Origin of the sequence: Streptomyces sp. NPDC001530, assembly GCF_042894545.1 — a bacterium.
Taxonomy (GTDB): domain Bacteria; phylum Actinomycetota; class Actinomycetes; order Streptomycetales; family Streptomycetaceae; genus Streptomyces.
The window spans coordinates 28,190-53,947 of record NZ_JBIAVS010000032.1; the positions used below are offsets into that span (position 1 = coordinate 28,190).

General features: G+C 69.7%; 26 protein-coding genes, 1 tRNA gene and 1 pseudogene. 12 read left to right on the forward strand and 16 right to left on the reverse strand.

Features of this window, described 5'->3' with window-relative positions; all coding sequences use genetic code 11:
- Positions 1-10: 10 nt before the first annotated feature.
- The 4 genes from mimD to ACFY0T_RS43920 form a co-directional block, all read right to left on the reverse strand.
- Positions 11-367, reverse strand: coding sequence for a propane 2-monooxygenase effector subunit MimD (mimD, locus tag ACFY0T_RS43905; protein ID WP_388884144.1), 357 nt, complete (start codon positions 365-367; stop codon positions 11-13).
- A complete protein-coding gene (locus ACFY0T_RS43910; protein ID WP_388884145.1) occupies positions 364-1,494 on the reverse strand; it encodes an aromatic/alkene monooxygenase hydroxylase subunit beta in 1,131 nt (376 codons plus the stop codon). The genes mimD and ACFY0T_RS43910 overlap by 4 nt, the downstream gene beginning before the upstream one ends.
- Positions 1,495-1,520: 26 nt before the next feature.
- A complete protein-coding gene (locus ACFY0T_RS43915) occupies positions 1,521-2,540 on the reverse strand; it encodes an FAD-binding oxidoreductase (RefSeq protein WP_388884146.1) in 1,020 nt (339 codons plus the stop codon).
- 66 nt (positions 2,541-2,606) lie between these two features.
- A complete protein-coding gene (locus tag ACFY0T_RS43920; protein WP_388884147.1) occupies positions 2,607-4,250 on the reverse strand; it encodes a methane monooxygenase in 1,644 nt (547 codons plus the stop codon).
- 246 nt (positions 4,251-4,496) lie between these two features.
- Between ACFY0T_RS43920 and ACFY0T_RS43925 the strand changes: the two genes are divergently transcribed.
- Positions 4,497-6,374, forward strand: coding sequence for a sigma-54-dependent Fis family transcriptional regulator (locus ACFY0T_RS43925; RefSeq protein WP_388884148.1), 1,878 nt, complete (start codon positions 4,497-4,499; stop codon positions 6,372-6,374).
- 744 nt (positions 6,375-7,118) lie between these two features.
- Complete coding sequence (locus ACFY0T_RS43930) at positions 7,119-7,256, forward strand: hypothetical protein (RefSeq protein WP_388884149.1); 138 nt, start codon at positions 7,119-7,121, stop codon at positions 7,254-7,256.
- Between the two features lie 28 nt (positions 7,257-7,284).
- Here the strand turns inward: ACFY0T_RS43930 and ACFY0T_RS43935 are convergent, their stop codons facing one another.
- Together ACFY0T_RS43935 and ACFY0T_RS43940 are read right to left on the reverse strand one after the other, a co-directional pair.
- Complete coding sequence (locus ACFY0T_RS43935; RefSeq protein ID WP_388884150.1) at positions 7,285-7,503, reverse strand: zinc-binding dehydrogenase; 219 nt, start codon at positions 7,501-7,503, stop codon at positions 7,285-7,287.
- A gap of 168 nt (positions 7,504-7,671) precedes the next feature.
- Positions 7,672-7,745 (reverse strand) — tRNA-Pro (locus ACFY0T_RS43940).
- A 100-nt stretch (positions 7,746-7,845) separates the two neighbouring features.
- Between ACFY0T_RS43940 and ACFY0T_RS43945 the strand changes: the two genes are divergently transcribed.
- Entirely contained in the window at positions 7,846-8,370 is a 525-nt protein-coding gene (locus ACFY0T_RS43945; protein WP_388884151.1) for a DUF309 domain-containing protein, read from the forward strand.
- Positions 8,371-8,461: 91 nt separating this feature from the next.
- A complete protein-coding gene (cobF, locus tag ACFY0T_RS43950; RefSeq protein WP_388884152.1) occupies positions 8,462-9,232 on the forward strand; it encodes a precorrin-6A synthase (deacetylating) in 771 nt (256 codons plus the stop codon).
- Between the two features lie 129 nt (positions 9,233-9,361).
- Here the strand turns inward: cobF and ACFY0T_RS43955 are convergent, their stop codons facing one another.
- The gene (locus ACFY0T_RS43955; RefSeq protein ID WP_388884153.1) at positions 9,362-10,030 is read right to left on the reverse strand and encodes a nitroreductase; all 669 of its coding nucleotides are present in this window, start codon (positions 10,028-10,030) and stop codon (positions 9,362-9,364) included.
- 149 nt (positions 10,031-10,179) lie between these two features.
- Here ACFY0T_RS43955 and ACFY0T_RS43960 point away from each other — a divergent pair, with 149 nt between their 5' ends.
- Entirely contained in the window at positions 10,180-10,830 is a 651-nt protein-coding gene (locus tag ACFY0T_RS43960; protein ID WP_388884154.1) for an FMN-dependent NADH-azoreductase, read from the forward strand.
- A gap of 390 nt (positions 10,831-11,220) precedes the next feature.
- Here ACFY0T_RS43960 and ACFY0T_RS43965 read toward each other — a convergent pair whose 3' ends face one another.
- On the reverse strand, positions 11,221-11,706 hold the full coding sequence (locus ACFY0T_RS43965; RefSeq protein ID WP_388884155.1) for a MarR family winged helix-turn-helix transcriptional regulator: 486 nt from the start codon (positions 11,704-11,706) through the stop codon (positions 11,221-11,223).
- Positions 11,707-11,810: 104 nt separating this feature from the next.
- Here ACFY0T_RS43965 and ACFY0T_RS43970 point away from each other — a divergent pair.
- Both ACFY0T_RS43970 and ACFY0T_RS43975 read left to right on the forward strand, forming a co-directional pair.
- A pseudogene (locus ACFY0T_RS43970) lies at positions 11,811-11,945 on the forward strand (IS701 family transposase); the annotation flags it as partial.
- Between the two features lie 208 nt (positions 11,946-12,153).
- On the forward strand, positions 12,154-12,669 hold the full coding sequence (locus ACFY0T_RS43975) for a hypothetical protein (RefSeq protein ID WP_388884156.1): 516 nt from the start codon (positions 12,154-12,156) through the stop codon (positions 12,667-12,669).
- On the opposite strand, the gene ACFY0T_RS43980 is transcribed toward ACFY0T_RS43975, so the two are convergent.
- A complete protein-coding gene (locus ACFY0T_RS43980) occupies positions 12,656-13,402 on the reverse strand; it encodes a cobalt-precorrin-6A reductase (RefSeq protein WP_388884198.1) in 747 nt (248 codons plus the stop codon). The two genes, ACFY0T_RS43975 and ACFY0T_RS43980, sit on opposite strands and share 14 nt — an antisense overlap.
- 72 nt (positions 13,403-13,474) lie before the next feature.
- Here ACFY0T_RS43980 and ACFY0T_RS43985 point away from each other — a divergent pair, with 72 nt between their 5' ends.
- On the forward strand, positions 13,475-13,618 hold the full coding sequence (locus tag ACFY0T_RS43985; protein ID WP_388884157.1) for a hypothetical protein: 144 nt from the start codon (positions 13,475-13,477) through the stop codon (positions 13,616-13,618).
- A 28-nt stretch (positions 13,619-13,646) separates the two neighbouring features.
- Positions 13,647-14,507: an HAD-IIA family hydrolase gene (locus tag ACFY0T_RS43990; RefSeq protein ID WP_388884158.1), complete on the forward strand. Its 861-nt coding sequence runs from the start codon at positions 13,647-13,649 to the stop codon at positions 14,505-14,507.
- 3 nt (positions 14,508-14,510) lie between these two features.
- Here ACFY0T_RS43990 and ACFY0T_RS43995 read toward each other — a convergent pair whose 3' ends face one another.
- Positions 14,511-15,281 carry a sulfite exporter TauE/SafE family protein gene (locus ACFY0T_RS43995; protein ID WP_388884159.1) on the reverse strand — a complete coding sequence of 257 codons (771 nt, stop codon included), beginning with the start codon at positions 15,279-15,281 and terminating at the stop codon, positions 14,511-14,513.
- A gap of 343 nt (positions 15,282-15,624) precedes the next feature.
- Between ACFY0T_RS43995 and ACFY0T_RS44000 the strand changes: the two genes are divergently transcribed.
- Positions 15,625-16,437 (forward strand): SAM-dependent methyltransferase, encoded by an 813-nt coding sequence (locus ACFY0T_RS44000; protein ID WP_388884160.1) that lies wholly within the window; start codon positions 15,625-15,627, stop codon positions 16,435-16,437.
- Positions 16,438-16,672: 235 nt separating this feature from the next.
- On the opposite strand, the gene ACFY0T_RS44005 is transcribed toward ACFY0T_RS44000, so the two are convergent.
- Positions 16,673-17,269 carry a MarR family winged helix-turn-helix transcriptional regulator gene (locus ACFY0T_RS44005; RefSeq protein WP_388884161.1) on the reverse strand — a complete coding sequence of 199 codons (597 nt, stop codon included), beginning with the start codon at positions 17,267-17,269 and terminating at the stop codon, positions 16,673-16,675.
- A 171-nt stretch (positions 17,270-17,440) separates the two neighbouring features.
- On the opposite strand from ACFY0T_RS44005, the gene ACFY0T_RS44010 reads away from it, so the two are divergent.
- A complete protein-coding gene (locus ACFY0T_RS44010; protein WP_388884162.1) occupies positions 17,441-17,992 on the forward strand; it encodes a YceI family protein in 552 nt (183 codons plus the stop codon).
- Positions 17,993-18,184: 192 nt separating this feature from the next.
- Here the strand turns inward: ACFY0T_RS44010 and ACFY0T_RS44015 are convergent, their stop codons facing one another.
- Both ACFY0T_RS44015 and ACFY0T_RS44020 read right to left on the reverse strand, forming a co-directional pair.
- Positions 18,185-18,622: a hypothetical protein gene (locus ACFY0T_RS44015; RefSeq protein WP_388884163.1), complete on the reverse strand. Its 438-nt coding sequence runs from the start codon at positions 18,620-18,622 to the stop codon at positions 18,185-18,187.
- Between the two features lie 77 nt (positions 18,623-18,699).
- On the reverse strand, positions 18,700-19,278 hold the full coding sequence (locus tag ACFY0T_RS44020; protein ID WP_388884164.1) for an RNA polymerase sigma factor: 579 nt from the start codon (positions 19,276-19,278) through the stop codon (positions 18,700-18,702).
- 569 nt (positions 19,279-19,847) lie between these two features.
- Between ACFY0T_RS44020 and ACFY0T_RS44025 the strand changes: the two genes are divergently transcribed.
- Positions 19,848-21,143 (forward strand): hypothetical protein, encoded by a 1,296-nt coding sequence (locus ACFY0T_RS44025; protein WP_388884165.1) that lies wholly within the window; start codon positions 19,848-19,850, stop codon positions 21,141-21,143.
- A 104-nt stretch (positions 21,144-21,247) separates the two neighbouring features.
- Here ACFY0T_RS44025 and ACFY0T_RS44030 read toward each other — a convergent pair whose 3' ends face one another.
- From ACFY0T_RS44030 to ACFY0T_RS44040, 3 genes are all read right to left on the reverse strand, one after another.
- Positions 21,248-23,062: an ABC transporter ATP-binding protein gene (locus tag ACFY0T_RS44030; protein ID WP_388884166.1), complete on the reverse strand. Its 1,815-nt coding sequence runs from the start codon at positions 23,060-23,062 to the stop codon at positions 21,248-21,250.
- A gap of 747 nt (positions 23,063-23,809) precedes the next feature.
- Complete coding sequence (locus ACFY0T_RS44035) at positions 23,810-24,880, reverse strand: maleylacetate reductase (protein ID WP_388884167.1); 1,071 nt, start codon at positions 24,878-24,880, stop codon at positions 23,810-23,812.
- Positions 24,880-25,758 carry a dioxygenase gene (locus tag ACFY0T_RS44040; protein WP_388884168.1) on the reverse strand — a complete coding sequence of 293 codons (879 nt, stop codon included), beginning with the start codon at positions 25,756-25,758 and terminating at the stop codon, positions 24,880-24,882. Before ACFY0T_RS44040 ends, ACFY0T_RS44035 begins: the two co-directional genes overlap by 1 nt.

The following is a 25,758-nucleotide window of genomic DNA, read 5'->3' on the forward strand; positions in this document are numbered from 1 at the left end:
CCTCGGGATGTCAGTCGACCGGGCTGAGGTCGAAGTCGATGTATTCGGCGGCGTCCTCGGGGTTGGCGAAGAGCATCGTGCGGTCGTCGAGGTGGACCATGCGGCCGTAGTGGGTGGACATGATCTCCTCGAAGTCGGCCTGATCGAAGTCGAAGCCGAGGGCCCTGGAGATCTCGTCGAAGTCGAAGGTGAGGACGCGTTCGCCGTCCACGCGGATCATCGACGGGTAGTCGGTGACGGTGACGTGCTCCTTGCCACGCATCACGTCGGCGACGACGTGGCCGTTCTGGTTGTTCATCAGCGTCACGCCGCACTTGTTCGACGAGGTGCGGTCCGCGCTGAACGGCTGGGGTGCGGCACTGGTCACTTCGCGGTCCTCTCGCTGGTACGGCCGGCGGGGGCCTGAAGGCCCAGGTCCTCGATCAGGCGGGCGAAGCGCTCCTTGGCGCGGTCGAGGCTGTCCTCGAAGCGGACGGGCTTCTCGGCGGGCTGCGACCACAGCGGCTGCAGCCGGCGCGCCGCGTCGAGGCTGACCGGCACCCAGCGCTCCAGCCACTGCTGGACGACCGCCTTGTTGCCGGTGCCGTAGGTGTCGTCGCCGAGCAGGAGCGTGAACAGGGCGCGGGTGTAGCGCAGGTCGCGGTCGTAGTCGTTCTCGCCGGCGCCCATCACGCTGGGGGTGGTGTAGTCGCCGTTGCGGACGGCGATCTGCAGGACGAGGTGGCTGCGGAACAGCTCGCCGACGAGGGGCTCGAAGACGAGGTTCGCCGCGAACAGGCCCTCGGCCCAGTCCTGGACGGCGGTGAGCCGTTCCACGTTCTCGCGCACGCCCTGCCAGGCGGGGTCCGACTGCCACACCGCGCGGTGGGCGGAGCCGTCGAAGCCCTCGAGCTGTTCCTCGATGTCGAGGTTGTACAGGGCCAGGTCCTGCGCGAAACGCAGCTTGTGGGCGCCGTTCACGGCGAGCGCGTTGTTGATCATGTTGGTGGGTGCGGAGCGCTGGATCGCTACGAACACGTGCATGCCCAGGCCTTGTTCGGCATGCATCCACGCGCCGACGTGCCGTTCGACGAACTGGGTCCACGAGCGCGTCCACTGCCCATACGCCTCCGCCTTGCGGGCGTTGGCCAGGTTCTGCTGGACCTGCCGTACGACGTTGGCGTTGTTGCGGTAGATGGTCTGCTCCCACTCCTCGTTGGGGTCGAGGAAGCGGTGCCAGTCGGACGACTTGAGGCCTGTCCAGTCCTGCGGGTAGCCGGAGGAGCCGTCGGCGAAGCCGTAGATCCAGCCCTGCGACAGGTGGCGTTCGGGGTCGGGCTGGACGTCGAAGGTGACGTCCTCGTACATCGTGGCCCGCAGCTTCTGCGGCTTGTAGTAGGAGAAGGTGCGGCTGGTGGAGCTCGGGAAGACGAGCGCTCCCGCCTCCGCGTCGGTGAACTGCGGCTTGGGGAAGCTGCGTTCGGCCTTGACCGGCTTGTCGGCTTGCGTGGTCATGCGTACGGCTCCTCGCGACGGTCGGGTCAGGTGTCGGTGGAAGTGGTGAACTTGTCCAGGAAGATCCGCTCCTCGGGCATGCCCTTGCCGGTGAGCAGTTCCAGCGCGGCGTCGCACATCGGCGGAGGGCCGCACAGATAGGCGTCGGCGGTCGAGAGGTCGCCCTCGTGCCGGTCGACGACCTCGGTGATCAGGCCTTGTTCGTACGATCCCGACGCGTCCTCGGACAGGGCGGGTACGAAGGCGAAGTCCGCGAGGCCGCGGCCGAGCTCGGCGATCTCGTCGAGGGCGAACAGGTCCCGCTCGGTGCGCGCCCCGTAGTAGAAGCGGGTGCGACGGGTGCTGCCAGTGGCGGCGAGGCCGCGCAGCTGGGCCAGGATCGGTGCCATGCCGGCGCCGCCCGCGAGGAGGATGAGATCGCGGTCGGGGGCGTCGCGCATGACGCAGGTGCCGTAGGGGCCCTTGACCGTCAGCGGGTCGCCGGGGCGCAGGGTGCCGTCGAGCAGGCCGGAGAACAGGCCGCCGGGGTAGCGCTTGATGAGGAACTCCAGCGTGCCGCCGGGGAGTCCGGCCATGGAGAAGGAGCGCACGTGCTCGGTGCCGGGCACCTTGATGTCGACGTACTGCCCCGTGCGGTAAGGAAGTTCGTCGGCCGGGTCGACGGCCAGGGTGAGGCGGACGATGTCGTGGGTGAGTGGTTCGGCGGCGGTGACGGTGGTGCGGGCCTCGCGCGGCGGAATACCGGAGAGCAGCATCTCCTCGTCGTAGTTGATGAGTTCGATGGTGAGGTCGCCGTAGGCGTGCGCCCGGCACAGCAGGACGTACCCCTCCTCGCTCTCGTAGTCGGCCAGTGCGAAGGTGGAGTAGCGCTCCATCTGCTGGTCACCGTCCAGCAGGAAGGACTTGCAGGACGAGCACTGGCCCTCCTTGCAGCCGTGCATGAGCATGACGCCCTGACGGAACGCGGCGTCCAGGACGGTCTCGTCCTCGTCGGCCTCGATCTCGATGCCGACCGGTTCGAATCGGATGCGGTGCTTGTCGCCCACAAGGACCAGCCCTTTCCGGGGCGGCGACCCCGCGACGGAGATGTCGCCGCCCCTCGCACGGAGCCGTCAGAGCATCGACGGCGTGATGTTGCTGCGGCTGCGGTAGTCCGCGACGTGCGCCTCGCGCTCCTCGTCGGACATCTCGTTGAGCGTCACGTTGGGGCTGACGAAGGTGTTGCCCCGGACGTCGTCGAGGGTCCACAGCTTCTTCGGGTCATCGAGGTCGAGGTGCGGCTGCGGGATCAGCGTCTTGCCGTCGTCGCGGACGTAACCGAGGTCCTGGACGATGTCGGCGAGGTCCTGGCCGTGGTAGAGCGTCTCCCACTCGCGCTTGCCGGTCAGGCGGCCCATCGACGGGGTGGCCCGGCCCTCGTACTCGGGCCGGAAGGCGGTGGTGTCGGTCCACGCGCAGGTCTCGGAGCAGTACGTGCGCCACTGCCCGTCGACCTTGTCGACCACCATGTCCTGCCGGATCAGGCAGGGCACCATGCAGGTCCAGCAGCGGTGCGGGTACTGGTAGCCCACGTCCTCGAAGGCGATCGGCTTGTTGCCGCCCGGGTGCTTCATCCGGTTGTACGCCTCCCACCAGGCGCCGTACTCCGCGTACCAGCCCGGATACTTGGACTCGAACCACTCGAAGTCCTCGTCCGTCATCCCGTCGATGCGCCAGAAGTTGACGGGCCAGCCGGTGGCGAAGAACTGGGCGACCTTGTGGACATAGCCCTGGTCCCAGATCCGCTTCCACGCCTCCTCGACGAGGTCGTGCGGGATCTTCAGGCCGTACTTCTCCAGCGGGATCAGGTACGACCGGTAGTAGTCGTCGTAGATCCAGCGGCGCCACATCTCGGCGTACGACTCCCGGTCCTTGCGGCGGTCCTTGGAGCCGTACTCGATGAAGGTGCCGATGGCGGCGTCGACGACGCAGTGGTTGTTCCACCAGGCGTAGCGCAGGTCGCGCTCCAGGAGCCGGCGGTTGTCCTCGTCGGCGAGGGCCATCAGCAGGATCGAGTAGCCGTTGGAGATGTGGCGGGACTCGTCCGACTGCACCGAGTGGAAGACGGTGGGCAGCAGGTAGTCGCCGTTGGCGGCGGCCTCGGCGGGCATCGCCACGAACAGGGTGTTGGTGAACGCGGTCTCGGCGACCAGCGTCAGATAGACGTTGGCGGCGGTGATCGCGTCGCCGGTGATGAACCCCTCGCCGAACTGGCGGCCGATGGTGCCGGCGTAGCAGTTGGCGAACGCCTTCTCGGAGATGTCGAACCCGGCGGGGTCGATGTAGTGGTTCATGTAGAGGCGCTTGAGGTTCATCTGGATCGTCGAGTGGCGTACCTCGTCGATCATCTGGACCGCGAGCCCGTTGTGCAGCTGCGGGTTGGGCACCGCGCCGATCGCCATCGGCATCGCGCGGGCCGCGCTGATCTCGGGGAACGGGATGATCGACAGGAACAGCTTCTGCCACTCCATCCAGCGCTGCTGGACCTGGCGGAACATGTTGCCGCGGATCGCGCCGTCCATCGCGCCGTAGACCCGGTTGTCCTTCTCCTCCTCCATCGGGAAGTAGGAGCGCAGGACCTGCTTGAGCGGGTCCTTCTTGGGGGCCTTGTCGAAGCGGTAGTCGGTCGCGAAGCGGTTGGCAGGCGTCGCGAACGTCGGCTCCCACGACAACTCGGTGATCTTCTTGTGCGCCTTGCTCAGGCTCTGTCGGCTCACGGGTGATGCTCCTCCGGCTGACTCGGCGGTGTTCCCGGCGATCCCGGCGGCGCACTGCCGTCTGTGACCGGGCGTCGCCCATCGTGGGGGCTGTTGCAGCAGTCGGTCGTCTCAAGTTGAGACACGGGTCACAACCCGGGTATGGCCGTCGTGCGGCGGCCGGACTTAACGTGCTGGGCATACCGGAACCCGGAGCGTCGCCGCAGGGACAAGCGGCGTCATCGCACGGCGGAAGGCACAGAGCCGATGGAACCCCTGGAATCCGCGCACCCCCTGGACGGGACGAGGCCGTCTCCGACTGTCTCCCCGCTCGGCCCGGACCGCCCCCTCCCGCACCTCAACCCCGTCCGTGCCCGAAACCTGTTCCTGGAAGGGGAGACCGTCCCGTCCTCCGAGGTCCGGGCGCCCATCCTCGACTCCTGGCAGCGCTGTCGCTTCTGGGGCGTGGACGCCGACCGTATCGAGGCCCCCTACAACGCCGCCTTCGACCCGCACTCCCGACTGGCCACGGCCGCCCGCCCGGTCCTCGACCGGCTCTCCGACGCCCTCCAGGACACCCCGATGTCCCTGATCCTGACCGACTCCAAGGGCCGGGTGCGCGAGCGCAGGACCGGTGACCGGGCACTGCACCGCCACCTCGACGACATCTGCCTGGCACCGGGCTTCAGTTACGCCGAGGAGTACGTCGGCACGAACGGCATCGGCACCGCCGCCGAGGACGGCCGCACGGCACACGTCTTCGGCTCGGAGCACTTCTCCGAGCGGCTGCAACGGGTGTCGTGCGCGGCCGCGCCCATCCGCAATCCGGCCAGCGGCCGGGTGATCGGCCTGATCGACCTGACCTCCTGGCAGCACACGGCTTCGCCGTTGATGCTGGCGCTGGTGCGGGAGGCCGCAGCCGACATCGAGGAGCGGCTGCTGGAGATCGGCTCGGAGCGCGAACGGGCCGCGTTCCGGGCTTTCCTGACGTCGCGTCAGCGTTCCCGGCGGGCACTGCTCACCCTCACCGACGGGCTACTGCTCGCCGACGCGGCCGCCACGGAGCTGCTCGGCCCGGACGACCACCGCCGGCTGCGGGAGCTGGCCGCCGACCCTGCGGGGCTGCGCGAACAACGACTGGTGCTGAGCGACGGGCGGACCGTGCAGGTGCGGGGCCGGGAGGTGGAGGACGGGGCGCCCGCAGGAAGCCCGGCCGCGTATCTGATCGAGCTGCGGCTGGTCGCGGAGCAGGAGGAGTCCGGGCCGCGCACGGCGGTCAGCGTGCCGCGGCTGCCGGGGATCGCCGGTTCGAGCCCCGTGTTCCAGGGCGTGGTGCATCAGCTGATCCGGCACTGCGGGCAGGGACGCTGGACGCTGGTGGACGGCGAGGCGGGCACCGGGAAGCAGGACCTCGTACGGGCCGTGCATCGGCACGTCGCCCCCACCGCACCGTATGCCGTGCACGACGCGGCCGATGTGCGCGGCGGAGCGGCTGCCTGGCTGCGTGCCGTCTTCCAGGACCTGGCCGAGGACCGGGGCACGGTGGTGCTGCGCCATCTCGAAGTGCTGCCGGCCATGGTGTCCGGGCAGCTCGACGCCGTGTTGCGCACCACCGCGGGGCGGTCCGGCTGGGTGGCCGCGCTGCACACGCGCGAGGGGCCGACGCTGCCCGGCGCGGGCGGGCCGCGGAAGGCCGCGGACCACGTCGACGCCGTACGGGCACGGTTCGGGGCCGAGGTGACGGTGCCGCCGCTGCGCCATCGTACGACCGACATCCCGGCGCTCGTGACCAACCTGATCGCACGCCAGGGTGGGGACACCACCTGCTCGGAGGCCGTGCTGCGCGCCCTGTCCCGGGCGCCGTGGCCAGGCAATGTCCGCCAGCTCGCCGGCTCGCTCCGATACGCCGAGGCGCACCGTACCGGCTCGGTGATCGAGGAGAACGATCTGCCGCCGTCCCTGCTGTCCCAGGCTCAACACCCGTTGTCCGCCTGGGAGTCCACGGAACGGGACCTGATCGTCCAGGCCCTCCTCGACCACGGCGACGACAAGGCGAAGGCCGCGAAGGCGCTGGGGATCTCCCGGGCGACGATCTACCGGAAGATCGCAGCGTACGGGATCCGGCTGGGCCCGCACCCTGGGTGACGGCGGGACGGCGCCGGGCGGGGACCGGCGCCGGGGCCCCTCATTCCTTGGGGGAACGTCGTCCGTGTACGCCATGCAGCCACAGACCGAGCCCCTCCCAACAGCCCAGCACCGTCCCCGCGAGCGTCATGCCGGGACCGGCGGAGCCGCCTGCGGCCGTGGCAATCGCTCCGCACACTGCCAGCAGGACACCGAGTCCGCCGAACGCCAGCAACCGATCCCGATGTCCCCATGACCGTGCCGCCATCCCTGGCCTCCCTTGCCTCGGGGCTTCACCTCCAGGGTGTCGGTCGGCGGCGGTTGTCATCGTCTCACTGTGAGACGGACCAGGGCTCCCGGGCTCGGCGCGGCGGCCGTGCAGCACAGCGGCGCGGTCCGTCCCATGACCAACACCGCACAGTTCCCTCGATTGGGGAGCTCTGCCGGCCGTCCGTTTCTCCCGCCGAGACCGTCATTCGAGTGGGATATATGCGCCAGAAATCATCGAGTTCTTCATCTCCGCCTGGGAGGACCCGACGAACGTCGAGATCGTCAGGCTGTTGCTGCTGACGGCCTCGCACGAACCCCAGGTGATGCAACGGCTGCGGGCCCTCTTCGAGGCGCTCATCCTCCCCACGATCGCCGCCTCCCTGCCCGACGAGAGCGGTTGCTGCGGGCGGCGCTCGTGTCGTCGCAGATCCTCGGCCCGGCCATGACCCGCTCCATGTGGAAGATCGGCCCGGTCGCACCCTGCCCACAGACCGCGTGCAGCTGCAGGGGCTCGCGCTCGGTGCGGCGACCTACCTGAGCCGCGACGAAGCGCGAAACGCGGCCGCGACCGTCGACAAGGGCATCGACCGGGTCTGGGACCTGTGGGCCCGCGAGCTGGGCGGCACGACCTGACCTCGGCACAGCCGACGGCCGGTGCCCGTCAGGGCAACAGGACGATCTTGCCGCGCGTGTGCCCCTGCTCCAGCAGCTCGAACGCGGCCCGGACTTCGTCCAGCGGGAACGTCGCGGCGATCGGCACGTCCAGGTCCCCGGAGGCGACCAGCACGGCGAGTTCGGCGAGGACCGCGGCGTTCATCCCGGCGGAGCTGCCTTCGGCCTTCACCCCGTACTCCTGCACGGCTGCGAAGTCGGCGACCACCAGGTCTTCGACAGACCCGCAGTGATCTTGTCCAGGTCCAGTGGCGGCGGCTTCGCCGACCTCCGAGTAAAGGCGCCCTGTGAGCGGCGTGCTCAACCTAGAAGACCGGAAACGGCCCATACGAAAAGGGCCCCCACAGGCTCTCGCCTGCGAAGACCCTTCGCACCGTCGGGACGACAGGATTTGAACCTGCGACCCCTTGACCCCCAGTCAAGTGCGCTACCAAGCTGCGCCACGTCCCGGTGCGTTCACCCGCGGTGACCCGCGTGATCGTGCGAACAGAACTTTACCCCACGTCGGGGGCTGCTCCGAAGGGGGCGCGGAGCGAGCGACAATCGGCGTATGAGCGGGACATCTGGAGTGCGGTGGGACGGCGGGCGTGACCGGGACACGGCGGGACGGGCACGGAACGCCCGGCCGCGCGACGGGCTGGGGCGCCCGCTGCCGTACGGCGCGGACGGCGTCGAACGGCAGCCGGAAGGCGTCGTACGCAGCCCGGCGGAGACGGTCGCCGAGGCGCAGGCGCTGCTGGACGCGGGCAAGCCGTTCCACGCGCACGAGGTCTTCGAGGACGCCTGGAAGTCCGGGCCCGAGGACGAGCGCGCGCTCTGGCGGGGTCTGGCCCAGCTCGCGGTGGGGCTCACCCACGCGGCCCGGGGGAACACCACGGGCGGCGCCCGGCTGCTGCGGCGCGGTGCCGGCGCGGCCGAGGAGTGGGCCTCGGAGACTGGCCGGACTCGGCCGTACGGGATGGAGCTCGCGGAACTGAGCGCCTGGGCGCGGGAATTGGCGGGGGCCGTGGAGCGGAAGGGCGAGGCGATCAGCGCGGAGGCGTGGGCACCACGGCTGCGCGGGCGCGGGGACTGAGCGGGCGACCTCCGGGCGGGCCGGGCCTGGGCGCGACCCCTGAACCGGGTGCGGTGCGTCCACTGTCAGTGGCGTACGGCAGACTCTGGGTGTGCGAAAGATTCATGTCATCGGGATTGGGGCGGGTGACCCCGATCAGCTCACGCTGCAGGCGGTCAAGGCGCTGAGGAGCACGGACGTGTTCTTCATCCTGGACAAGGGCGAGGTGAAGTCGGACCTCGTCCAGCTGCGCCGTGACATCCTCGATGCGCACATACCGCAGGGGGCCTACCGACTGGTCGAGGCCCGCGACCCGGACCGTGACCGCTCCGCGGGGGGCGCGGCGTACTCGCCGGCCGTCGGGGACTGGCGCAGTGCCCGCGCGGACATCTACGAGCGGCTGATCGCCGAGGAGCTGGGCGAGGACGAGAGCGGCGCGTTCCTGGTCTGGGGCGATCCCGCGCTGTACGACAGCACGCTCGGCATCCTGGAGGAGATCCTGGACCGGGGCGCGGTGGCGTTCACCTACGACGTCGTGCCCGGCATCAGCAGCGTCTCCGCGCTCGTCGCCCGGCACCGCACGGGGCTGAACCGGGTGGCCCGGCCGGTCCAGATCACCACGGGCCGTCGCCTGTCGGAGGGCTTCCCCGAGGGTGTCGACGACGTGGTGGTCATGCTCGACGCCCACCAGACCTTCCGGCAGTACGCCGACGAGGACATCGACATCTACTGGGGCGCCTACATAGGCACGCCCGACGAGATCCTCGCCTCCGGTCCCATAGCCGAGGCGGCCCCGCGTATCGAGCGGCTGCGCGCCGAGGCCCGCGAGCGCAAGGGATGGATCATGGACACATATCTGCTGCGCAGGCACCCGCGGGCCTAGTCTGCAACCGCATCTCCTCAATCCAGCACCCGTCACAGCGCACCGTCGTTACCGACCGGAATGTGACATATGAACCACTATGCGGGCGGGGCAAGAGACGGCGCCTCAATCAACTGAGGGCGGGCGGTGTCAGTAACCCTCGACGAACGTGACCGTCTCGTCGAGCGGCGCCCGGCCCGTACGGGCGTAATCCACCGTGACGTCCTCGAACCCGATCGACATGCCACAGAAGAGGATGAGCCCGTCCGGGGGTGACAGGACCTCCGCGACGGTCCTGTGATACTTCGCCCATGCCATCTGCGGGCAACTGTGCAGCCCTTCGGCGCGGAGCAGCAGCATGACGGTCTGCAGATACATGCCGACGTCGGACCATTGGGCCGGGCCCATGTCGCGGTCGATGTAGCAGAACAGGGAGGCGGGCGCGCCGAAACACTCCCAGTTCGCGGAAGCGGCCCTCTGGCGCGCCTCCAGGTCCTCGCGCGGAATACCGAGTGCGCCGTAGCGCTGTGCGCCGAAGGCGGATCGGCGCTCGCGGTACGGGGACTTCAGTGCGGGCGGGTACTGCTCGTACTCCGGCTCGTCCCAGGGGTCGCCTGCGGCCAGGCGCTCGCCGGTGCGTTTCTTGAGCTCGGCCAGCGGCGCGCCGGTCAGCACGTAGGCGTGCCACGGCTGGAGGTTCGATGCGGACGGTGACCAAGCCGCGGCGGCCAGCACGCGCTCCAGCACCTCCCTCGGGACATACCGGTCGGTGAATCCGCGCACCGCCCGTCGGCTCGTGACTGCCTCATAGACGTCCATGATCGCCTACCTCTCATCTGCTCACACGCGCCTACCTCCGTTACACACACAACGGTATCACTTAATACCATCTCGTGTTTAACTATCGTCCGGTACGAATCCTCCGCCCTTGGTTCCCCGCCTCGGGCACTGTTCTTTGGAGAAAGTCCATGGCCACGCTGCTGCACATCGACTCGTCCGTGTTCCCCGGCGAGGCGTCCTCGTCCCGTTCGGTCGCAGACGCCTTCCGCAAGGCATGGGAGGAGCAGCACCCGGAGGGCACGGTGATCTACCGCGACCTCGCCGCCAACCCTGTCCCGCACATCACCGCCGACGCCTGGTCCGCCGGTTACGCCGCCCCGTCCGAGCACACCCCGGAGCAGTCCGCCGCGTTCGCCGCGCGCGTGCAGCTCATCGAGGAGCTGGAGCAGGCGGACGCCGTCCTGATCGGCGCCCCCATGTACAACTACTCGATCCCGTCGACCCTCAAGGCGTGGCTGGACAACGTGCTCCTGCTCGGCCGCACCGCGGGCGAGAACCCCTCCGCCCAGGGCACCCCAGTCACCGTCATCGCCAGCCGAGGCGGCTCCTACGCGCCGGGCACGCCGCGCGAGGGCTTCGAGTTCGTGCAGAACTACCTGGAGGCCGTCCTGAAGCGCACGCTCGGCCTGGACCTCGACTTCATCGTCCCGGAACTCACCATGGCCCCCCGCAACCCGGCCATGTCGGAACTGGTCCCCCTCTACGAGGCCTCCCGCGAGCGCGCCTTCGAGGACGCAACCGCCAAAGCCAAGGAACTCGCGGAGCGCCTCGCCGCGTAACCCCCGGGCCATAGACGCCGTGTGACGCCTCGACCCAGGACGTCACACGGCGCCCTCGTCGTCTGCGCCGTCTCCGACGGTGACGGTGGTGCCCTGTCCCTGGGGGCCGGTGGCCCGGTACTGGGGGCGGCCGGAGCGTTCGGCCTGTCGGCGGACCGCGCATGGAGACGACGGCGATGCGTGCGAGGGTGAAGAGCGCGCCATCGGCCAGGTGTGCCGCGGTAGCCGTGCGGACAGCTCGGTCCCCGTCGGCGACGAAGCCCTGACCGCCGCCCGCAGCCAGGGCCGGCGCGTAGCGACGATGGCCGCGGCTCTCAAGGCCGGGTTCGCCGCGAAAGCCGCATGAGACGAAGCGCGCCTACGCGGCAGGCAACCGTCGCGCGGGCGTGCTTACGCCTCGCCGCCTGCGGGATAGGTAAACCGGGTCAGCAGATCCGTCAGCCGCTCGGGCTCGCCGGGCCCCAGTTCGGCAACCAGGCGCTCAGCCAGCGGCTCCGCCGCCACATGAGCCGCATCGAAAAGCTCGAGTCCCTGAGGCGTGATCTCCACTGCCCGCACCCGCCGGTCCCCCGGAACCGCCTTGCGTACGGCCAGCCCCTTACGCTCCAGGTCGTCCACGACCCGCATGATCCCCGCCTTGTCCGACCCCGTCGCCGCCGCCAAGTCCCGCTGCACCGTGGGCCCGCGGTTGACCAGCACGATCAGCACGGCAAAATGCCGCAACTCGATGCCGAGCGGCCGAAGCGCCTCCGTCATCACCGAGGCCGCGTGCCAGTGCGCCCGGCGCAGCAGCAAGCCGAGAGCGAAAGGCGAGGCATCCCCGGGGCGGTCGGTCGCATGCGAGGCGGTGGTTTGGCGAGGAACGTCGGCGGCCATGCCGGCATATTACCAGCCATCTATTCATTCGATACGGTATCGGTTGAAATCAAATGCGGCTACGTACGCTGCGGCCTGTCACCTCGCGTCTGAAGGACCTGGTCAAGACCGCGGGGGCGCGATGGCAGGTGGAGGAGTGCTTCCAGATCGCCAAGGGCGAGTGCGGCCTGGACCACTACCAGGTGAGGCTCTACCGGGCCTGGCGCCGGCACATCACCCTCGCCATGGCGGCCCCGGCCCCACGGCCCCAGCAACGAGCACCGCCTGCACTGGTCACGCTACCGACGTACCAGCCACCTCCTGGTCGAAGAAATGACCAGCGGCCTCCCCACCCGGATTCCAGAGCCGGCCTCCCGTACGACGGGCTCATCGGAACGAGCGAGGCATCCCTGGCCCACCAGGGAAAACCCCATGCTCGCCGCCGCCCGCCGTTGCCATACTGCTGCGATGGCCAAGCCCCGATCCCCCGCTCCCGCCCGGTTCCGCGACCCGCGGCACACCAAGTACGACTTCACCGAGTCGATCGTGGTGCGCTGCCCGAGGTGCGAGCGGATCGCTCACGTACGGCCGGTGCCGGACGGGGAGGGACAGGGCACTCGGCCGTGTTTTCGCGCGCCACGGCGGCTGACCTGCCATGGCTGCGGGCTCTCGCGGCAGACGGACAGCGAGCGCGTCTCTCTGTGGCGGAGTTCCGTCGGCCCTGCCCTGGACCCTTACTTCCGCGCCCCCCTGTGGCTCCAGACCGAGACCCGGCACGGCTGGCTGTGGGCCTACAACCTCGAACACCTCGCATTCCTCCGGCAGTTCGTCGCCGCCTCGCTGCGGGAACGGGCGCCCTGGTACGACATCGGGCAGAAGATGACGGTGGTCGCCCGACTGCCGGTGTGGATCAAGAGTGCCAAGAACCGGGACGAGGTGTTGCGGGCCGTCGAACGCATCCGGGCGACTGTCAGCGCGGGCTGAGGTCCAGCTGGGCCAGGGCCGATGAGACGTCCGGTACCGCGGTCACGTCATCCGGGAGTGGTGGGCGGCGGACGACGAGCACGGGGAGGCCCAGGTCACGGGCGGCCGTGAGTTTGGCCGCCGTGGCGGCTCCTCCGCTGTCCTTGGTCACCAGGACGTCGATGCGGTGCTCGTGCAGCAGGGCCCGCTCGCCGTCCACCGTGAACGGGCCGCGTGCCAGCAGTACTTCGGCGTCGGGGGGCAGCGGCGGCTCTGGGGGCTCCACCGAACGCAGGAGGAAGTGGAGTTCGGCGAGATCCGCGAAGGCGGCCAGGCCCAGACGGCCCGTGGTGAGGAAGACGCGGCGGCCCAACGCCGGGAGCAGCGCGGCGGCCTCGGTGAGGGAGGCTGCCGAGTGCCAGCGGTCGCCGGGGCCGGGGCGCCAGCCCGGGCGGCGCAGCACCACGGCCGGGACTCCGGTCGCCGCCGCGGCCCGCGCGGCGTTCGCCGTGATGCCCGAGGCGAACGGGTGCGTCGCGTCCACCACGGCATCCACGCCATGCTCGCGCAGCCACTGGGCCAGCCCTTCCGCCCCGCCGAATCCCCCGATCCGTACGTCCCCGTCAAGCCCCCCCGGCCGGGACACCCGCCCCGCGAGGGACGTCGTCACCCGCACACCGGGACGCGCCGCCAGCGCGGCGGCGAGTTCGCGTGCCTCGGTGGTGCCGCCGAGGACCAGGACGTGGGGGGACATGGGGGGCATGGGGTCGAGCGTACGGGGAGGGTTGAGGAGCGGAGCGCCGGGTCCCGCCCCGGGGAGCGACTGGTGAGTACGTCGAGGGGCCGGTGGGTCTTCCCCTCGGCCACCGGGCCATGTGACCTGGTCAGCGCCCTGCGGGGCGACGCGACCGGCGTACGGCGGGTCCGGCAGGGTGAGCTGTCGGCGCGGGACGTCGGAGCGCATGCGTGAGGCCGCCGCAGATCGGTATCGTCCGGACATGGAGTCGGTTCGCGCGGTCCTGATCGACATCGATGGTGTGCTCACGGTCTCGTGGAAACCGCTGCCCGGCGCGGTCGAGGCGCTGCGGCAGATCCGTGCGTCCGGGCTCGGTGTCGCCCTGGTCACCAACACGACGTCCCGTACGCGCGCGTCGATCGCCGCGACCCTGGGCGAAGCCGGCTTCCCCGTGGACGCCGAGGACATCCTCACCGCCCCCGCCGTCACCGCCGCGTATCTCGCCGAGCGTCATCCGGGCGCCCGGTGCTCCCTGCTGAACAGCGGTGACATCCGTGAGGACCTCGCGGGCGTCACGCTGATCGACGAAGGCGACATCGAAGACCGTATCGAAGGCGGCATCGAAGGCGAGACCAACGGCGACACGGGGGGCGACAAGGACACCGTCCCGGATGTCGTGGTCGTAGGCGGCGCCGGTCCCGAGTTCGGTTACGCCGCGCTCAACCGGGCCTTCGGCCACCTCCAGCGGGGCGCCCGGCTGATCGCTATGCACCGCAACCTGTACTGGCGCACCGACCAGGGGCTGCAACTCGACACCGGCGCGTTCCTGATCGGCCTGGAGCGGGCGGCCCGCACCGAGGCGGAGATCACCGGCAAGCCGGCGCCCGCGTTCTTCGAGACGGCGCTGGCGCGTCTAGGGGTCGGTCCCGACGAGGCACTGATGGTCGGCGACGACATCGAGTCGGACGTCCTCGCGGCGCAGCGCGCGGGAATCACCGGTGTCCTCGTCAAGACCGGCAAATACCTGCCGGAGACTCATCGGGCGGCGAGCGGCGAGCCGGACCACGTCCTGGACTCGTTCGCGGATCTCCCCGCCCTGCTGGACGCCGCCGCTTCCCGGTAGCGGTCAGCGCAGCAGCAGCTGCACTCCGCCCACCACTGTCGCCGCGATCACCAGCCGCTCGAAAAGCAGCTGGTTGATTCGGTTCACAGCCCATTTGCCGATGAACGCCCCCGGCACGACGAACAGCGCCAACGCCGCGTCCAGCAACAGCGAGTGGCCGTCGATCAGGCCGAGTCCCACACTGAACGGCACCTTCGACGCATTGACGATCAGGAAGAAGAAGGCCGACGTGCCGAGGAAGCCCAGTTTCCTGAAGCCCGCCGACAGGAGATACATCGACATCACCGGGCCGCCCGCGTTGGCGACCATCGTCGTGAAGCCGCCGAGCACGCCGTACGAACGGGCCTTGATCCGGCCCGTGCGTGTCACCACCGAGTCGGGTTCCTCGTCCTGGGCGGCCCGGCGGCGCCACATGGTGACCGCCGCCATCAGCAGCAGGATCGCGCCGATCGAGGTCCGCACGTCCCCGTCGTCGGCCCACATCAGGAACAGCGTGCCGAAGACGACACCCCCGGCGACCGCGGGGAACAGCCGCCACAGCGTGGGCCAGTGGGCGTGCCGTCGGTAGGTGAGGACGGCGAGCACGTCCCCGACGATCAGGATGGGCAGGAGGACACCGGTCGAGGCGCGGGCGGGCAGCACGGCGGCGAAGATCGCCAGGCTGACCGTGTTGGCCCCGCTCACGGCGGTCTTGGAGAAGCCGACGAGCAGAGCCGCGGCGGCGAGAGCGGCGAACTCCCAGATGGATATGTGCCAGAGCGTCATCGTGTTCATGCGGGGACCGATGCTATGTCCATGCATCTCGCCGCGTAAGGAGCGTCTCGCCAGGTGGCCCCTGCACTCCGCCGGGTGCCCCGGCCCTCCTCGAATCCCCGCCGGACTCGGGCTCCGTGGCACGCCCGCAGCTCCCGATTGAGAGGACCTTCATGCTCCGGCCCATTGTCAGCGCGTCGGTGAACCCCACGCGGCGCGGGCCCGCACACCACAGCTCGGACAGAGCCTCCCGTGTCCATATCCGGCGCGGCCGGCGGCGTGCACGGATGGCAGACTGCTCGCATGTCTTGTCGATCACACGTCGGTGAGGCGAACTGGCCAGTCCGAGCAGAGGAGTTGCCGCATGACGGGGACCGAGTCCGCCGCACACCGGATCGACACCAGCAAGCCGCATCCGGCGCGGGTGTACGACTGGTACCTGGGCGGAAAGGACAACTACCCGGTCGACGAGCAGCTCGGGCAGCACATCACGTCGATCGATCCCGGCGCCAAGCGGGCGGCGCGCAGCAACCGCTGGTTCATGCGGCGGGCCACACGCCACCTCGTCCGGAAGGCGGGCATCCGCCAGTTCCTCGACGTCGGCGCCGGCATTCCCACGGAGCCGAACCTCCACCAGATCGCGCAGCTCACCGCTCCGGACGCGCGGGTGGTGTACGTCGACAACGACCCGATCGTCCTCGCACACGCCGAGGCCCTGTTGCGCGGGACCCCCGAGGGCGTGACGGAGTACATCCAGGCGGACGCGCGCGAGCCGGGCAAGATCCTGGAAGAGGCGGGGCGCGTCCTCGACTTCGATCGGCCCATAGCCTTGTCGCTCATCGCATTGCTGCACTTCATCGCCGACGAGAGCGGCGCCTACGAGCTGGTGGACACCCTGGTCGACGCGCTGGCGCCGGGCAGCTGCCTGGTCCTGTCCGCGATGACCGCCGACTTCGAGCCGGAGAACGTGCGGCGGGGCATCGAGATGTACGGGAAGGGAGGCGTGACCCTCGTGGGCCGCTCGCACGCCGAAGTGAGCCGCTTCTTCAAGGGACTCGACCTGGTCGAGCCGGGGATCGTGTCCGTGAAGGACTGGCATCCCGAACTCGCGGAGGACGAGACCCCGATCGGTGACGGGCCCGTCTCCCTGTACGGCGCAGTCGGCTTCAAGGCCTGACCCAGCTCAAGGCCTAGCAGGGCTCGGGAACACCAGGTCCGCCCGACGTACGGAACGTCGCACTGCCGGACCTGAACAACTCCGCACCGCCCGGCCTCAGGAACTCCGCCATAGCGCTCAGATCCCGGCCGCCGAAGCCTCCGTCGGCAGCCGTACGGGCCAACCAGGCGTTCACACGGGCCTGTTGCATCGGCGCACAGACCCGTTCGTCCGCGATCCCGCAGAGGAACAGGCGTCAGCTCGACTCCGCAGGCTCGGGACAGGCCTCGTCCATGTCCACGATGCCGAGGGTGACGAAGGCGCGGGTGAAGGACACGAAGCCCTCCTCACCCAGCGGTTCCACGACGCGGCGGCGCACCGCGTCGGCGAACACCTTGGCCGCGGTGGTGGCGGTCTCCCGGCCGAGCGGCGTCAGCACGGCGTACGTCACCCTGCGGTCCGAACTCGACGGGCGGCGCTCGACGAGCCCGGCGTCGGCCAGCCGGTCGACCACACCGGTCGTCCCCGCCGTGGAGAAGCCGAGCGTCTGGGCGAGCAGCCGCATGGGGGCGGCCTGATCCGGCGAGGCGACCAGGAAGCAGAGCACTTCGAGCGACGAGGGCGGCAGGCCGACCTCCCGCTGTGCCTCGGCGAGCAGTTCGTCGGTGAGCTCCCGAAATCCCGTCGCCAGCGCGTTCCAGCGCTGCAACAGGTCGGTCTCCTCCGCGCTCGGGCACTGGTCCGCCGCGCTGGGGCACTCGACCCGCTCCACTGACCGCTGGGACTCCCCCATGCGCCGGCTCCCGTCGTCCGTTCCCACGTCCTGGCCCACCCGGTTCCGAGTCCCGGCCACTTGCCGAGGATACCCCGCCTCGCTATTATCTCGCTAACTACCTAATAGCTACCAATGTAATAGCCAGCGGTGTATTGATTCTTCAATTGATTCCCCGCACCGCCGACGGCCCGCTCCAGCGCCCGAATCGCCTCCGGCTCCCCTTACCGCTCACGAAAGGCACGGACGACCATGTCCAACACCACCTCGAACTCCCCCCACTCCGGCTCGCTCGCGGATGTCGCCGCCGGTCGTTGGACCCTCGACCCGGCGGGCACCGCAGTCCGTATCCAGCACAAGACGTTCTGGGGCCTGGTCAACGTCAAGGGCGTCTTCACCAAGGTCAGCGGCGACGGCGAGGTGCTCGCCGGGGGTGGTGCGCACGGCAGCGTGACGATCGACGCCGCCTCCCTGGACACCAAGAACGCCAAGCGCGACACCCACCTGCGCGGCGCGGACTTCTTCGACGTCGACAAGCACCCTTCGCTCGTCTTCACCGCCACCGACGTCACCCCGGTCGGCAACGGAACCGCCCGGGTCACCGGCGACCTGACCATCATCGGCGTGAGCCGTGAGCTCTCCTTCACCGCGGAGGCGTCCGAGGTCTCGGCGGACGCGGTCACCCTCACCGCCGACATCCCGGTGGACCGCAAGGACTTCGGCATGACCTGGAACCAGGCCAACATGCTGAAGCCGCTGACCTTCGTCACGATCACCGCGCGCTTCACCCGCCAGTCCTCCTGACCGAGGTACGACCGGTTTCGACGGCTCGGCCGGCGGCCGTGCCGTCGAAGCCGGTCCCGGCCCTGCTCCCACGGGCCCAACGGTGGGCAAGAAGGCGGCGACCTCGTCCCAGCGCGATGCCTCGACGGTCCGGGACGTCGCGACCCGTGCGGATGTGTCGGCGTGCACCGTCTCCCGTGTGCTCGGCGGCACCTACCCGGTGGCCACGCTGAGGGCGGCCAGCGGGTTCGCCCCTCCCCCGGCGATCGCCGCGAGCGGGTTGGGCGCCCCGCCCGTGAGCGCGGCCAGGGGGTTGGGGGCACCACCGGCGAGCGCGGCCAGCGGATTCGCCGCGCCGACTCCGGCCGCGGCGTTGGCGGCGTTCGCGAGCGCGGCCACGGGATTGGCCACGCCGCCGAGGGCGGACAGCGCGCTGACCGTCCTCAGGACGTCGCCCGGCAGGCCATTGAGCGCCTGATACGGGTTCACCGGGTTGAGCCAGTCCCCGGAATGACTGTCGTCGCCGATCCGGTCGAGAATCTCGTCGAACGCCTTCTTGGTGCTGTCGGCGATATCGCCGATGAAATCCTTGATGGTGTCCTGGGTATTGTTTTTGCCCACGGAAGATACCCTTTCGCTCTCGCTGTTCACCTGCACTCCCGGAATTCGGGAGCCGTTTTGAAACCCACGGGAACACGCATCGCCCGCGGGAAGAGAACGGAAATCCGTTATGCCGCGGCGCCGTCCAGGGCCTTCGCGCAGACGAGCCGCAACCGTGCCCGCCCCCGCGTGAACGCGCCTTCGGCCACCTTCACCGAGATCTGGTGTATGCGCGCGAATTCCAGCGTGGAGATTCCATGGGCACGGGCGAGCACGACCTGGCGCTCGCGGCCCCGCAGCAGGTTGACCTGGCGGAGCAGCCAGCGCCCGAAGTCCTGGTCGCACACGCCCTCGTCCGGTGTCTCGGGGGCACCCACGTCCGCCGCGCGGCGCAACAACCGCCGCCTGCGCTCCAGTTCGCGATAGTGGTCGACGCACAGGCGCAGGGCCACCGTGGTCAGAAAGGGACCGATCCGCTCGTGGTCCAGATTGCCGTGGGCGGCCGCCCTCAGCATCGCTTCCTGTACGCAGTCCTCCGCGTCCTGGGCATTCGGAAGCCGCCGGCGGACCAGCCGCATCAGACGCTCCCGGTGACTGGCGATCACATCCCAGGACAGCTCCCGCCGCATCTCTTCCTGGGATTCGCGAATTGCTCGATCGACGATACCGAACTCACCTAAGTGGTCTTCCAAATTCTTGTGATCCATGACCCCGAGACGATTTCTTGGTGCGAAATCCAAATATTCGCACGACCTATCCCCAACCCGTCGCGAGGTTACTTTTCCGGGGTGACTTACCAACAAACCGAACCGAATGGCTTCCACTCGTCCGCATGGAGAACGGAGGATCGCGTTCCGGCACGCCACATGCCGTGCTATATCTATCGCGCGAGCCGTCGGGACACCCCGTCGCTGCCGAAACGTCACATCATGGAAGCACGCGCCCAATAAGGCGCGGCAATGACACTGGATTCAGCCATTCAGAGATTAAATAAGCCATATTCCGAGGGTTACGCCGAAAACACTTACGGTGAGGCCGTGGCCCACAAATAGGGCGACCACACCGAGTGCGGCCATATGGTCCGAGCTGTCGCGGACCCGGGGCACAGCAGCTCGGGCGAGCAAGCTCCCGCCTGCGCACATTCTTCACAGCATCACGACAACGGAAATCCGTCACGGTACAACCCTTTGATCGCGGCGGGGGTCTCACGTGCGGGAACTGACGTTCCCTCGCAGTTCGCCCATCCGTCGCCGACGATTCACTCAGAGGGACCTCCATGCTCGAAACGGCTCCTGGCCTTCCCGTGCTCCGCAAGACCGCCGGTGCGATCGGCGCCGTCGCGCTCATCGCGCTGGGCGCCTCGCCCGCCGTCGCCGACGGCTCCGGCCCCGGACTGGTTCTGGGACAGATCGCCCCGATCGACGGGGTGAAGCCGGGCAGCAGCTTCGAGGTGCCGGCCACCTTCACGAACACGGGCGCCGAGTCGGTCGACAAGATCTGGCTGTCGTACTCGGTCACGCGCGGGCTGAGCCACACCGAGCTGCCCTCCAACTGCCTGCGCTACGAGCTCAGTTCCGTCGACGAGGCCCCGAGCTACTCCGACGCGGTCTGCGAGTTCGACCAGCCGGTGAAACCCGGCGTCGTCTACGCGCCCGAGAAGGCGCTGACGCTGAACGCTCTCGACCACGCGCTGTACGACAGGCTTCGCGTGGTGGTCTCCACCTCCGTCATCGTCCCCGGGGACGGTGGTCCGGAGCCCGTGCGCGGAACCGGCCCCGCGGTGAAGCTGGTGGAGCGGCCCGACGCCACCCCGGCCGACCCCAACAACTCCACCCACCCCGACTGGGACGCGGTCACTGCGAAGGTGACCGCGACGAACACGGCAGACTTCCAGGTGACAGGAGCGCAGCTGAAGGGCCGCGTCGGCGAAACGGTGCCCCTGGAAGTGAAGTTCACCAACGCCGGGCCGGGCTGGATGCTGCGGGACTTGGGCACCGCGCCGACCCGGGTTCTCGTCAAGATGCCCGCCGGTACGACGGTGACCAAGGCCCACGGGTACTGCAAGAGCGTGGGATCCGGAAGCTACAGCTGCGGCACCAGCCAGTCCTGGGTCGACGAAGGCGACGGCGAGACCTACACCTTCAAGCTGAAGATCGACAAGGCTGTGCCGGGGGCCAAGGGCTCGGTGGCCCTCGCCGACGAGTCCCGGCCGTTCGACAAGAACAAGGCGAACGACACGGCCGACATCCAGCTCGACGTCGCCGGCGGCGGGTCGACGGGTGGTGGCTCGACGGGGAGCGGCGGCTCGACGTCGTCCACCGGAGGCTCCGGCACCTCGTCCACCGGGGGCTCCGGCACCACGTCCGCCGGCGGTTCCGGTTCCACGGGTGGTTCCTCCACCACGGGTGGTTCTTCGGTGACCGGTTCGTCGGGCTCCGCCACCACGGGTGGGGACCTGGCCAACACCGGTTCCGGTTCCACCCTGCCCCTCGCGGGCGCGGCGGTCGCCGCCGTCGTCGCCGGCACGGGCGCCGTCCTGGTCGTACGCCGCCGCCGCGCAGCCCAGCAGTAACGGCCAAGCCGGTCCGGCAGGCGGCGCACCGCATGCGCCGCCTGCCGGAAACGGTCGCCCCTGTCGGGGCATCAGCTGTACCGCGCGGCGGGGCGGCCTCGCGCTCAGTGCAGATCGGCCCGCGCGGGGCTGTCGTCCAGGAAGCCGCCCGACTGGTGCTGCCACAACTTCGCGTAGGCGCCGTCCGACGCGAGCAGCTCCTGGTGCGTGCCCTGCTCGACGATCCGGCCGCGGTCGAGGACGACGAGCTGGTCCATGCCGGCGACCGTACTCAGCCGGTGCGCCACCACGAGCGCCGTCCGCCCCTCCATGAGCCGCCACAGCGCCTTCTGGACGAGGATCTCGCTCTCGGAATCCAGGGCGCTGGTCGCCTCGTCGAGCAGCAGGATCGGCGCGTCGCGCAGGATCGCCCTGGCGAGGGCGACCCGCTGGCGCTGTCCGCCGGACAGCTTGATCCCGCGCTCGCCCACCATCGTGTCGAAGCCGTCCGGCAGCGCGTCGGCGAACTCCGTGACGTGCGCCGCCTCGGCCGCGCGGCGGATCTCGGCGTCGGTGGCGTCCGGCCGGGCGAACGCGATGTTGTCCCGCAGCGTGCGGTGGAACATCGCCGGGTCCTGCGGCACGTAGGCGATCAGGCTGCGCAGGTCGGCCTGGCGCAGCTTGCTGATGTCCTGGCCTCCGATCAGGATCCGGCCGGCGTCGATGTCCGTCATCCGCAGCAGGAGCCGACTGAGCGTGGTCTTGCCGCCGCCGGACCGGCCGACGAGACCGATCTTCGCCCCGCTGGGCACAGCCAGTTCGAGGCCCTCGAAGAGCGGCTCCGCGCCCGCGTGGGCGAAGGTCACCCGCTCGAAGCGGACGTCGGCGCCCCGCGACAGCAGCGGCTCCGGCGACGCCGGGTCGAGCACGGTCGGCGGCTTCAGCAGCAGTTCGGTGAACTGTGCGGCCTCCGTCATCGAGCTCTCCAGCCGGCGGTAGATCTGGTTGAACTCGAACATGATCCGCGTCGCGTTGGAGTAGTACGTGAAGGCGACGACGACCGCTTCCACGCCGTGCCCGCCCCCGCCGAGCGCGACCGCGAGCAGCAGGCCCAGTGCGTTGGTCAGTACGGACATCGGCGCGACCAGCGTGTCGATGCGCAGGTTGCCGTAGTCCCACGACCTCAACATGAGCCGCCGCGACGCCGCGACGCGGGACCGGTGCTCGGCGGCCTCGCGTTCCTCGGCCGCGAACGCCCGGACCGTGTCCATGTTCATCAGGCTGTCGGCGACGTGGCCCGACACCCGGGCGATCGCCTCCTCACGCTGGTCGACGAGCGCCTGACGGCGACGGATGAGAGGCACCACGCACAGCGCCGTCAGCGCGATCATCGCCAACAGCCCGACTACGAGCAGCGGTTCATAGCGCCACAGCACCACCGATCCGAACACCAGCGGCACGAGGCTGCCCAGGACGTTGAACGTCAGCGTGTCGACGAACTCCTCGAAGCGGGAGGCGAAGCTGAGGACCCGCTTGGTCAGCGACCCGGCGAAGTTGTCGTGGAAGAACGCGGCGTCCTTGGCGAACAGCTCGTCCATGCCGATGACGTACAGGTGCTCGATGCCGAGCGCGTCGAGGCGGTTCAGGCAGTGCAGCCCGATGCGCCACAGCACCTCCGCGAGCAACAGGACACCGGCGAAGCCGAGGACGTACGGCAGCGTCGAGCCGATGGCGATACCCGCGTCGCCGGCGATGCGGCCGACGAGCTTCGCGACGACCAGCGGCGCGATGTAGTTGATCCCGATGTTGCCCAGCGCCGGCAGCAGCATCGCGGGCACCGTCAGCCGGCGTAGCCGGGCTAACTCCCGTCCGTAATAACGAAGTGCGAGGAGCACCGGGCCCTTCCCCGGCGAGACCTCGCGCGATTCAGGCGATCCCATCCCCCACCCCGTGTTGTCGTACGGCAGCCCGCCACGTACTTCTCAGGGAGCCGCTGTTGCCTCAATGACCGTGCGGAGCTTCGGTTCGAGTGAGCGCGCTCGCTCGGGTCGTCCTCCGACATGCGGGCCACGACGACGGAGCCCCCGCGCGGCTCGCGGCGACGCCAACGTGCGGTCGGGCAGGCCAGGAATGGCAGTGTCCCGCGACGGCGCCCGCCCAGTCCAAGCGTTTTTCTCAGCCAACGGCACGCCACATGCCGATCTTCGGCGCCGCCCTCAGCCCTCCCCACGCGTCGCCACCGCGCCCAGCGGCAGTCAGCCAACGACCCCTCGGCGGTGGCGCACGAGCGAAAGTGGAGAGCGCCCTGTCGGCGGTCCTCGGACGGCGCTACCGGGCACAGCACCGGCTTCGGCCGGTACAGCACAGTGGCGCGCGCCTGACGGCGGCATTCCGGCTCTGTGCGGGCGGACGACGGTCAAGACGGCCGAAGGCGGCTCGGTGCGTCCGGCCGCCCGAACAGGAGCGTGCGCCGCCCATTGCAGAAGACGATTGCGGCCGTCCACGGTCAGGCCCGGCACGCTCAGGAACCGGACTGGCCACGGACCCTCGCCCTGTATGGCTTGCTGGAGCGGATGACCCGCAACCCCATCGTGGTCCTCGACCGAGCCGTCACCGCGGCCATGGCCGGCGGACCTGCGGCCGGCCTCTGCGCTGACCGCTCCCTGGCCGAAGAGGCGCCTTCCCGGTCAGGGCACAAGGTTTCCGTTCAGGGCGTCCGTGAGGAGGGAGCGGAGGGCTTCTTCGGTGACCGGCCGTGGGTTGGCGTAGGGCTGGGCCTGCGCCTGGGCGGTGATCTCGTCGAAGTCGCGCTCGGTCAGGCCCAGTTCGGCCAGGGAGCACGGGGCGCCAAGGTCCGCAGCCGCGTGCGCCAGGTGCTTGGGTACGTCGTCCGTGGCCAGGGCTCGGCGGAGGGCCTGCTCGGCGGCCGGTGCCGCGGGAAGGTTGAAGGCGGCGACGTACGGGAGCAGCACGGTGTGGGTGGCGGCGTGGGGCAGGTCGAAGGTGCCGCCGAGGATGTGGCAGAGCTTGTGGTGGAGCGACATGGTCGTGGCGCCCAGGCACGCCCCGCACAGCCATGCCCCGCGCAGCGCGTCCGTCCGGGCCTCGAGGTCCAGAGCGTCGGCGGCGATGATCGGCAGGGCGGTGGCCAGCGAGCGCACTCCTTCCTCGGCCATCAGGGACACGATCGGTGAGGCGTCGGGCGCGTACAGGGCTTCCACGGCATGGGCGATGGCGTTGAAGGCGCTGGTCACCGACACGTCCACGGGCAGGCGGAGGGTGAGTTCGGGGTCGTAGACCACGCTGCGGGGCAGGACGGCCCGGTCGCGGCCGGTGCGCTTGCGCCCGTGCTCGGTGAGTCCCCAGACGGGGGTCATCTCGGAGCCCGCGTAGGTGGTCGGCACAGTGATCACGGGCAGGCCGGACTCCAGGGCGATCGCCTTGCCCAGACCGATCGTGGAGCCGCCGCCGATGGCCAGGCAGCCGTCCGCGCCGGTGTCGCGCGCGGCCATGCGGGCCGCTTCGGCGACCTCGACCGGCACGTGCATCCGGGCCTCGGTGAACAGCCCGACGCATGCGTCGCCGAGCAGGCCGGCGGCGTGCTCGGCGAGAACACACTGACCCGGCGTGGACAGCACCAGCAGTCGGCGGAGGCCCAACCGCTCTGCCTCCTGGGGAAGTTGGCCCAGGCTGCCGACTCCGAAGACCACCCGCATGGGCTGGGCTTCGTAGGTGAAGGAGGGCTGCTGGAGGGTCATCACGTCGTCTCCGGTTCCGGCGCCAGGACGATGTCGAACCTGGCGTGTGTGAAGGGTACGGTCACGCCGAAGCGCTCGGCCCCCTGCTCGTCGTACGACTCGGTGAAGTCGGTGATCAGGCCCTGCTTGACCGCGAAGACGGCGTCGGAGTCGATGTACGGGCTGTCGTCGACGAACGCGTGGGTGGTGACCGGTCGATGGCTGTCGGCGCTCGCGATGAAGTGAATGTGGGCGGGCCGGTAGGGGTGCCTGCCGGTGGCGTCGAGCAGGCGGCCGACGGGACCGTCGGTGGGGATCGGGTAGTGGGAGGGGACGACGGTGCGGAACCAGAAGCGGCCCTCGACGTCCGTACGGAAGAGTCCGCGGCCGTTGCCCGGCGGCTGGACGTCGGGCTGCTGCACATCGTAGAAGCCGTCCTCGTTGCACTGCCACACGTCGAGTTCGGCGCCCGGCAGCGGGGTGCCGTCGGCCGCGAGCACCTGGCCGGAGACCACGCACGGGCGGCCGGTGCCGAGGAGGTCGATGGAGTCGCCGAGTTCACGGCGGGGGGACTCGGTCATGTGGAAGGGGCCGAGGACGGTGCTCTCGGTTCCCGTCTCGGTCCCGTTCATGGTCCCGTTCATGGTCTCGACGAGCATGGAGACGCCCAGGACGTCGGAGAGCAGGATGAACTCCTGCCGGGTGTGGTCGCATGTCTGGCCGACGGCCGTGAGGAAGCCGATCGCGGCCTCCCACTCCTCCATCGTCGGTTCGATGTCCCGTACGAAGGCGTGCAGATGGCGGGTCAGGCTCTCCATCACCTCGCGCAGCCGCCGGTCCTTGGTCTGTCGAAAGCTGTCCACGACCGCGTCGGTGGCGGTCTCGACGGTGAAGTCCAT

What these genes read in the sequence shown, in the direction of transcription:
- ACFY0T_RS43960 (WP_388884154.1), top strand. Translation starts at nt 10,180, where the DNA reads ATGGCCACGCTGCTGCACATCGACTCGTCCGTGTTCCCCGGCGAGGCG.
- ACFY0T_RS44010 (WP_388884162.1), top strand. Translation starts at nt 17,441, where the DNA reads ATGTCCAACACCACCTCGAACTCCCCCCACTCCGGCTCGCTCGCGGAT.
- ACFY0T_RS43975 (WP_388884156.1), top strand. Translation starts at nt 12,154, where the DNA reads ATGGCCAAGCCCCGATCCCCCGCTCCCGCCCGGTTCCGCGACCCGCGG.
- ACFY0T_RS43910 (WP_388884145.1), bottom strand. Translation starts at nt 1,494, where the DNA reads ATGACCACGCAAGCCGACAAGCCGGTCAAGGCCGAACGCAGCTTCCCC.
- ACFY0T_RS43925 (WP_388884148.1), top strand. Translation starts at nt 4,497, where the DNA reads ATGGAACCCCTGGAATCCGCGCACCCCCTGGACGGGACGAGGCCGTCT.
- ACFY0T_RS44020 (WP_388884164.1), bottom strand. Translation starts at nt 19,278, where the DNA reads ATGGATCACAAGAATTTGGAAGACCACTTAGGTGAGTTCGGTATCGTC.
- ACFY0T_RS43980 (WP_388884198.1), bottom strand. Translation starts at nt 13,402, where the DNA reads ATGTCCCCCCACGTCCTGGTCCTCGGCGGCACCACCGAGGCACGCGAA.
- ACFY0T_RS43945 (WP_388884151.1), top strand. Translation starts at nt 7,846, where the DNA reads ATGAGCGGGACATCTGGAGTGCGGTGGGACGGCGGGCGTGACCGGGAC.
- ACFY0T_RS44030 (WP_388884166.1), bottom strand. Translation starts at nt 23,062, where the DNA reads ATGGGATCGCCTGAATCGCGCGAGGTCTCGCCGGGGAAGGGCCCGGTG.
- ACFY0T_RS43995 (WP_388884159.1), bottom strand. Translation starts at nt 15,281, where the DNA reads ATGAACACGATGACGCTCTGGCACATATCCATCTGGGAGTTCGCCGCT.
- ACFY0T_RS43955 (WP_388884153.1), bottom strand. Translation starts at nt 10,030, where the DNA reads ATGGACGTCTATGAGGCAGTCACGAGCCGACGGGCGGTGCGCGGATTC.
- ACFY0T_RS43990 (WP_388884158.1), top strand. Translation starts at nt 13,647, where the DNA reads ATGGAGTCGGTTCGCGCGGTCCTGATCGACATCGATGGTGTGCTCACG.
- ACFY0T_RS44025 (WP_388884165.1), top strand. Translation starts at nt 19,848, where the DNA reads ATGCTCGAAACGGCTCCTGGCCTTCCCGTGCTCCGCAAGACCGCCGGT.
- ACFY0T_RS43965 (WP_388884155.1), bottom strand. Translation starts at nt 11,706, where the DNA reads ATGGCCGCCGACGTTCCTCGCCAAACCACCGCCTCGCATGCGACCGAC.
- ACFY0T_RS44035 (WP_388884167.1), bottom strand. Translation starts at nt 24,880, where the DNA reads ATGACCCTCCAGCAGCCCTCCTTCACCTACGAAGCCCAGCCCATGCGG.
- ACFY0T_RS44000 (WP_388884160.1), top strand. Translation starts at nt 15,625, where the DNA reads ATGACGGGGACCGAGTCCGCCGCACACCGGATCGACACCAGCAAGCCG.
- ACFY0T_RS44040 (WP_388884168.1), bottom strand. Translation starts at nt 25,758, where the DNA reads ATGGACTTCACCGTCGAGACCGCCACCGACGCGGTCGTGGACAGCTTT.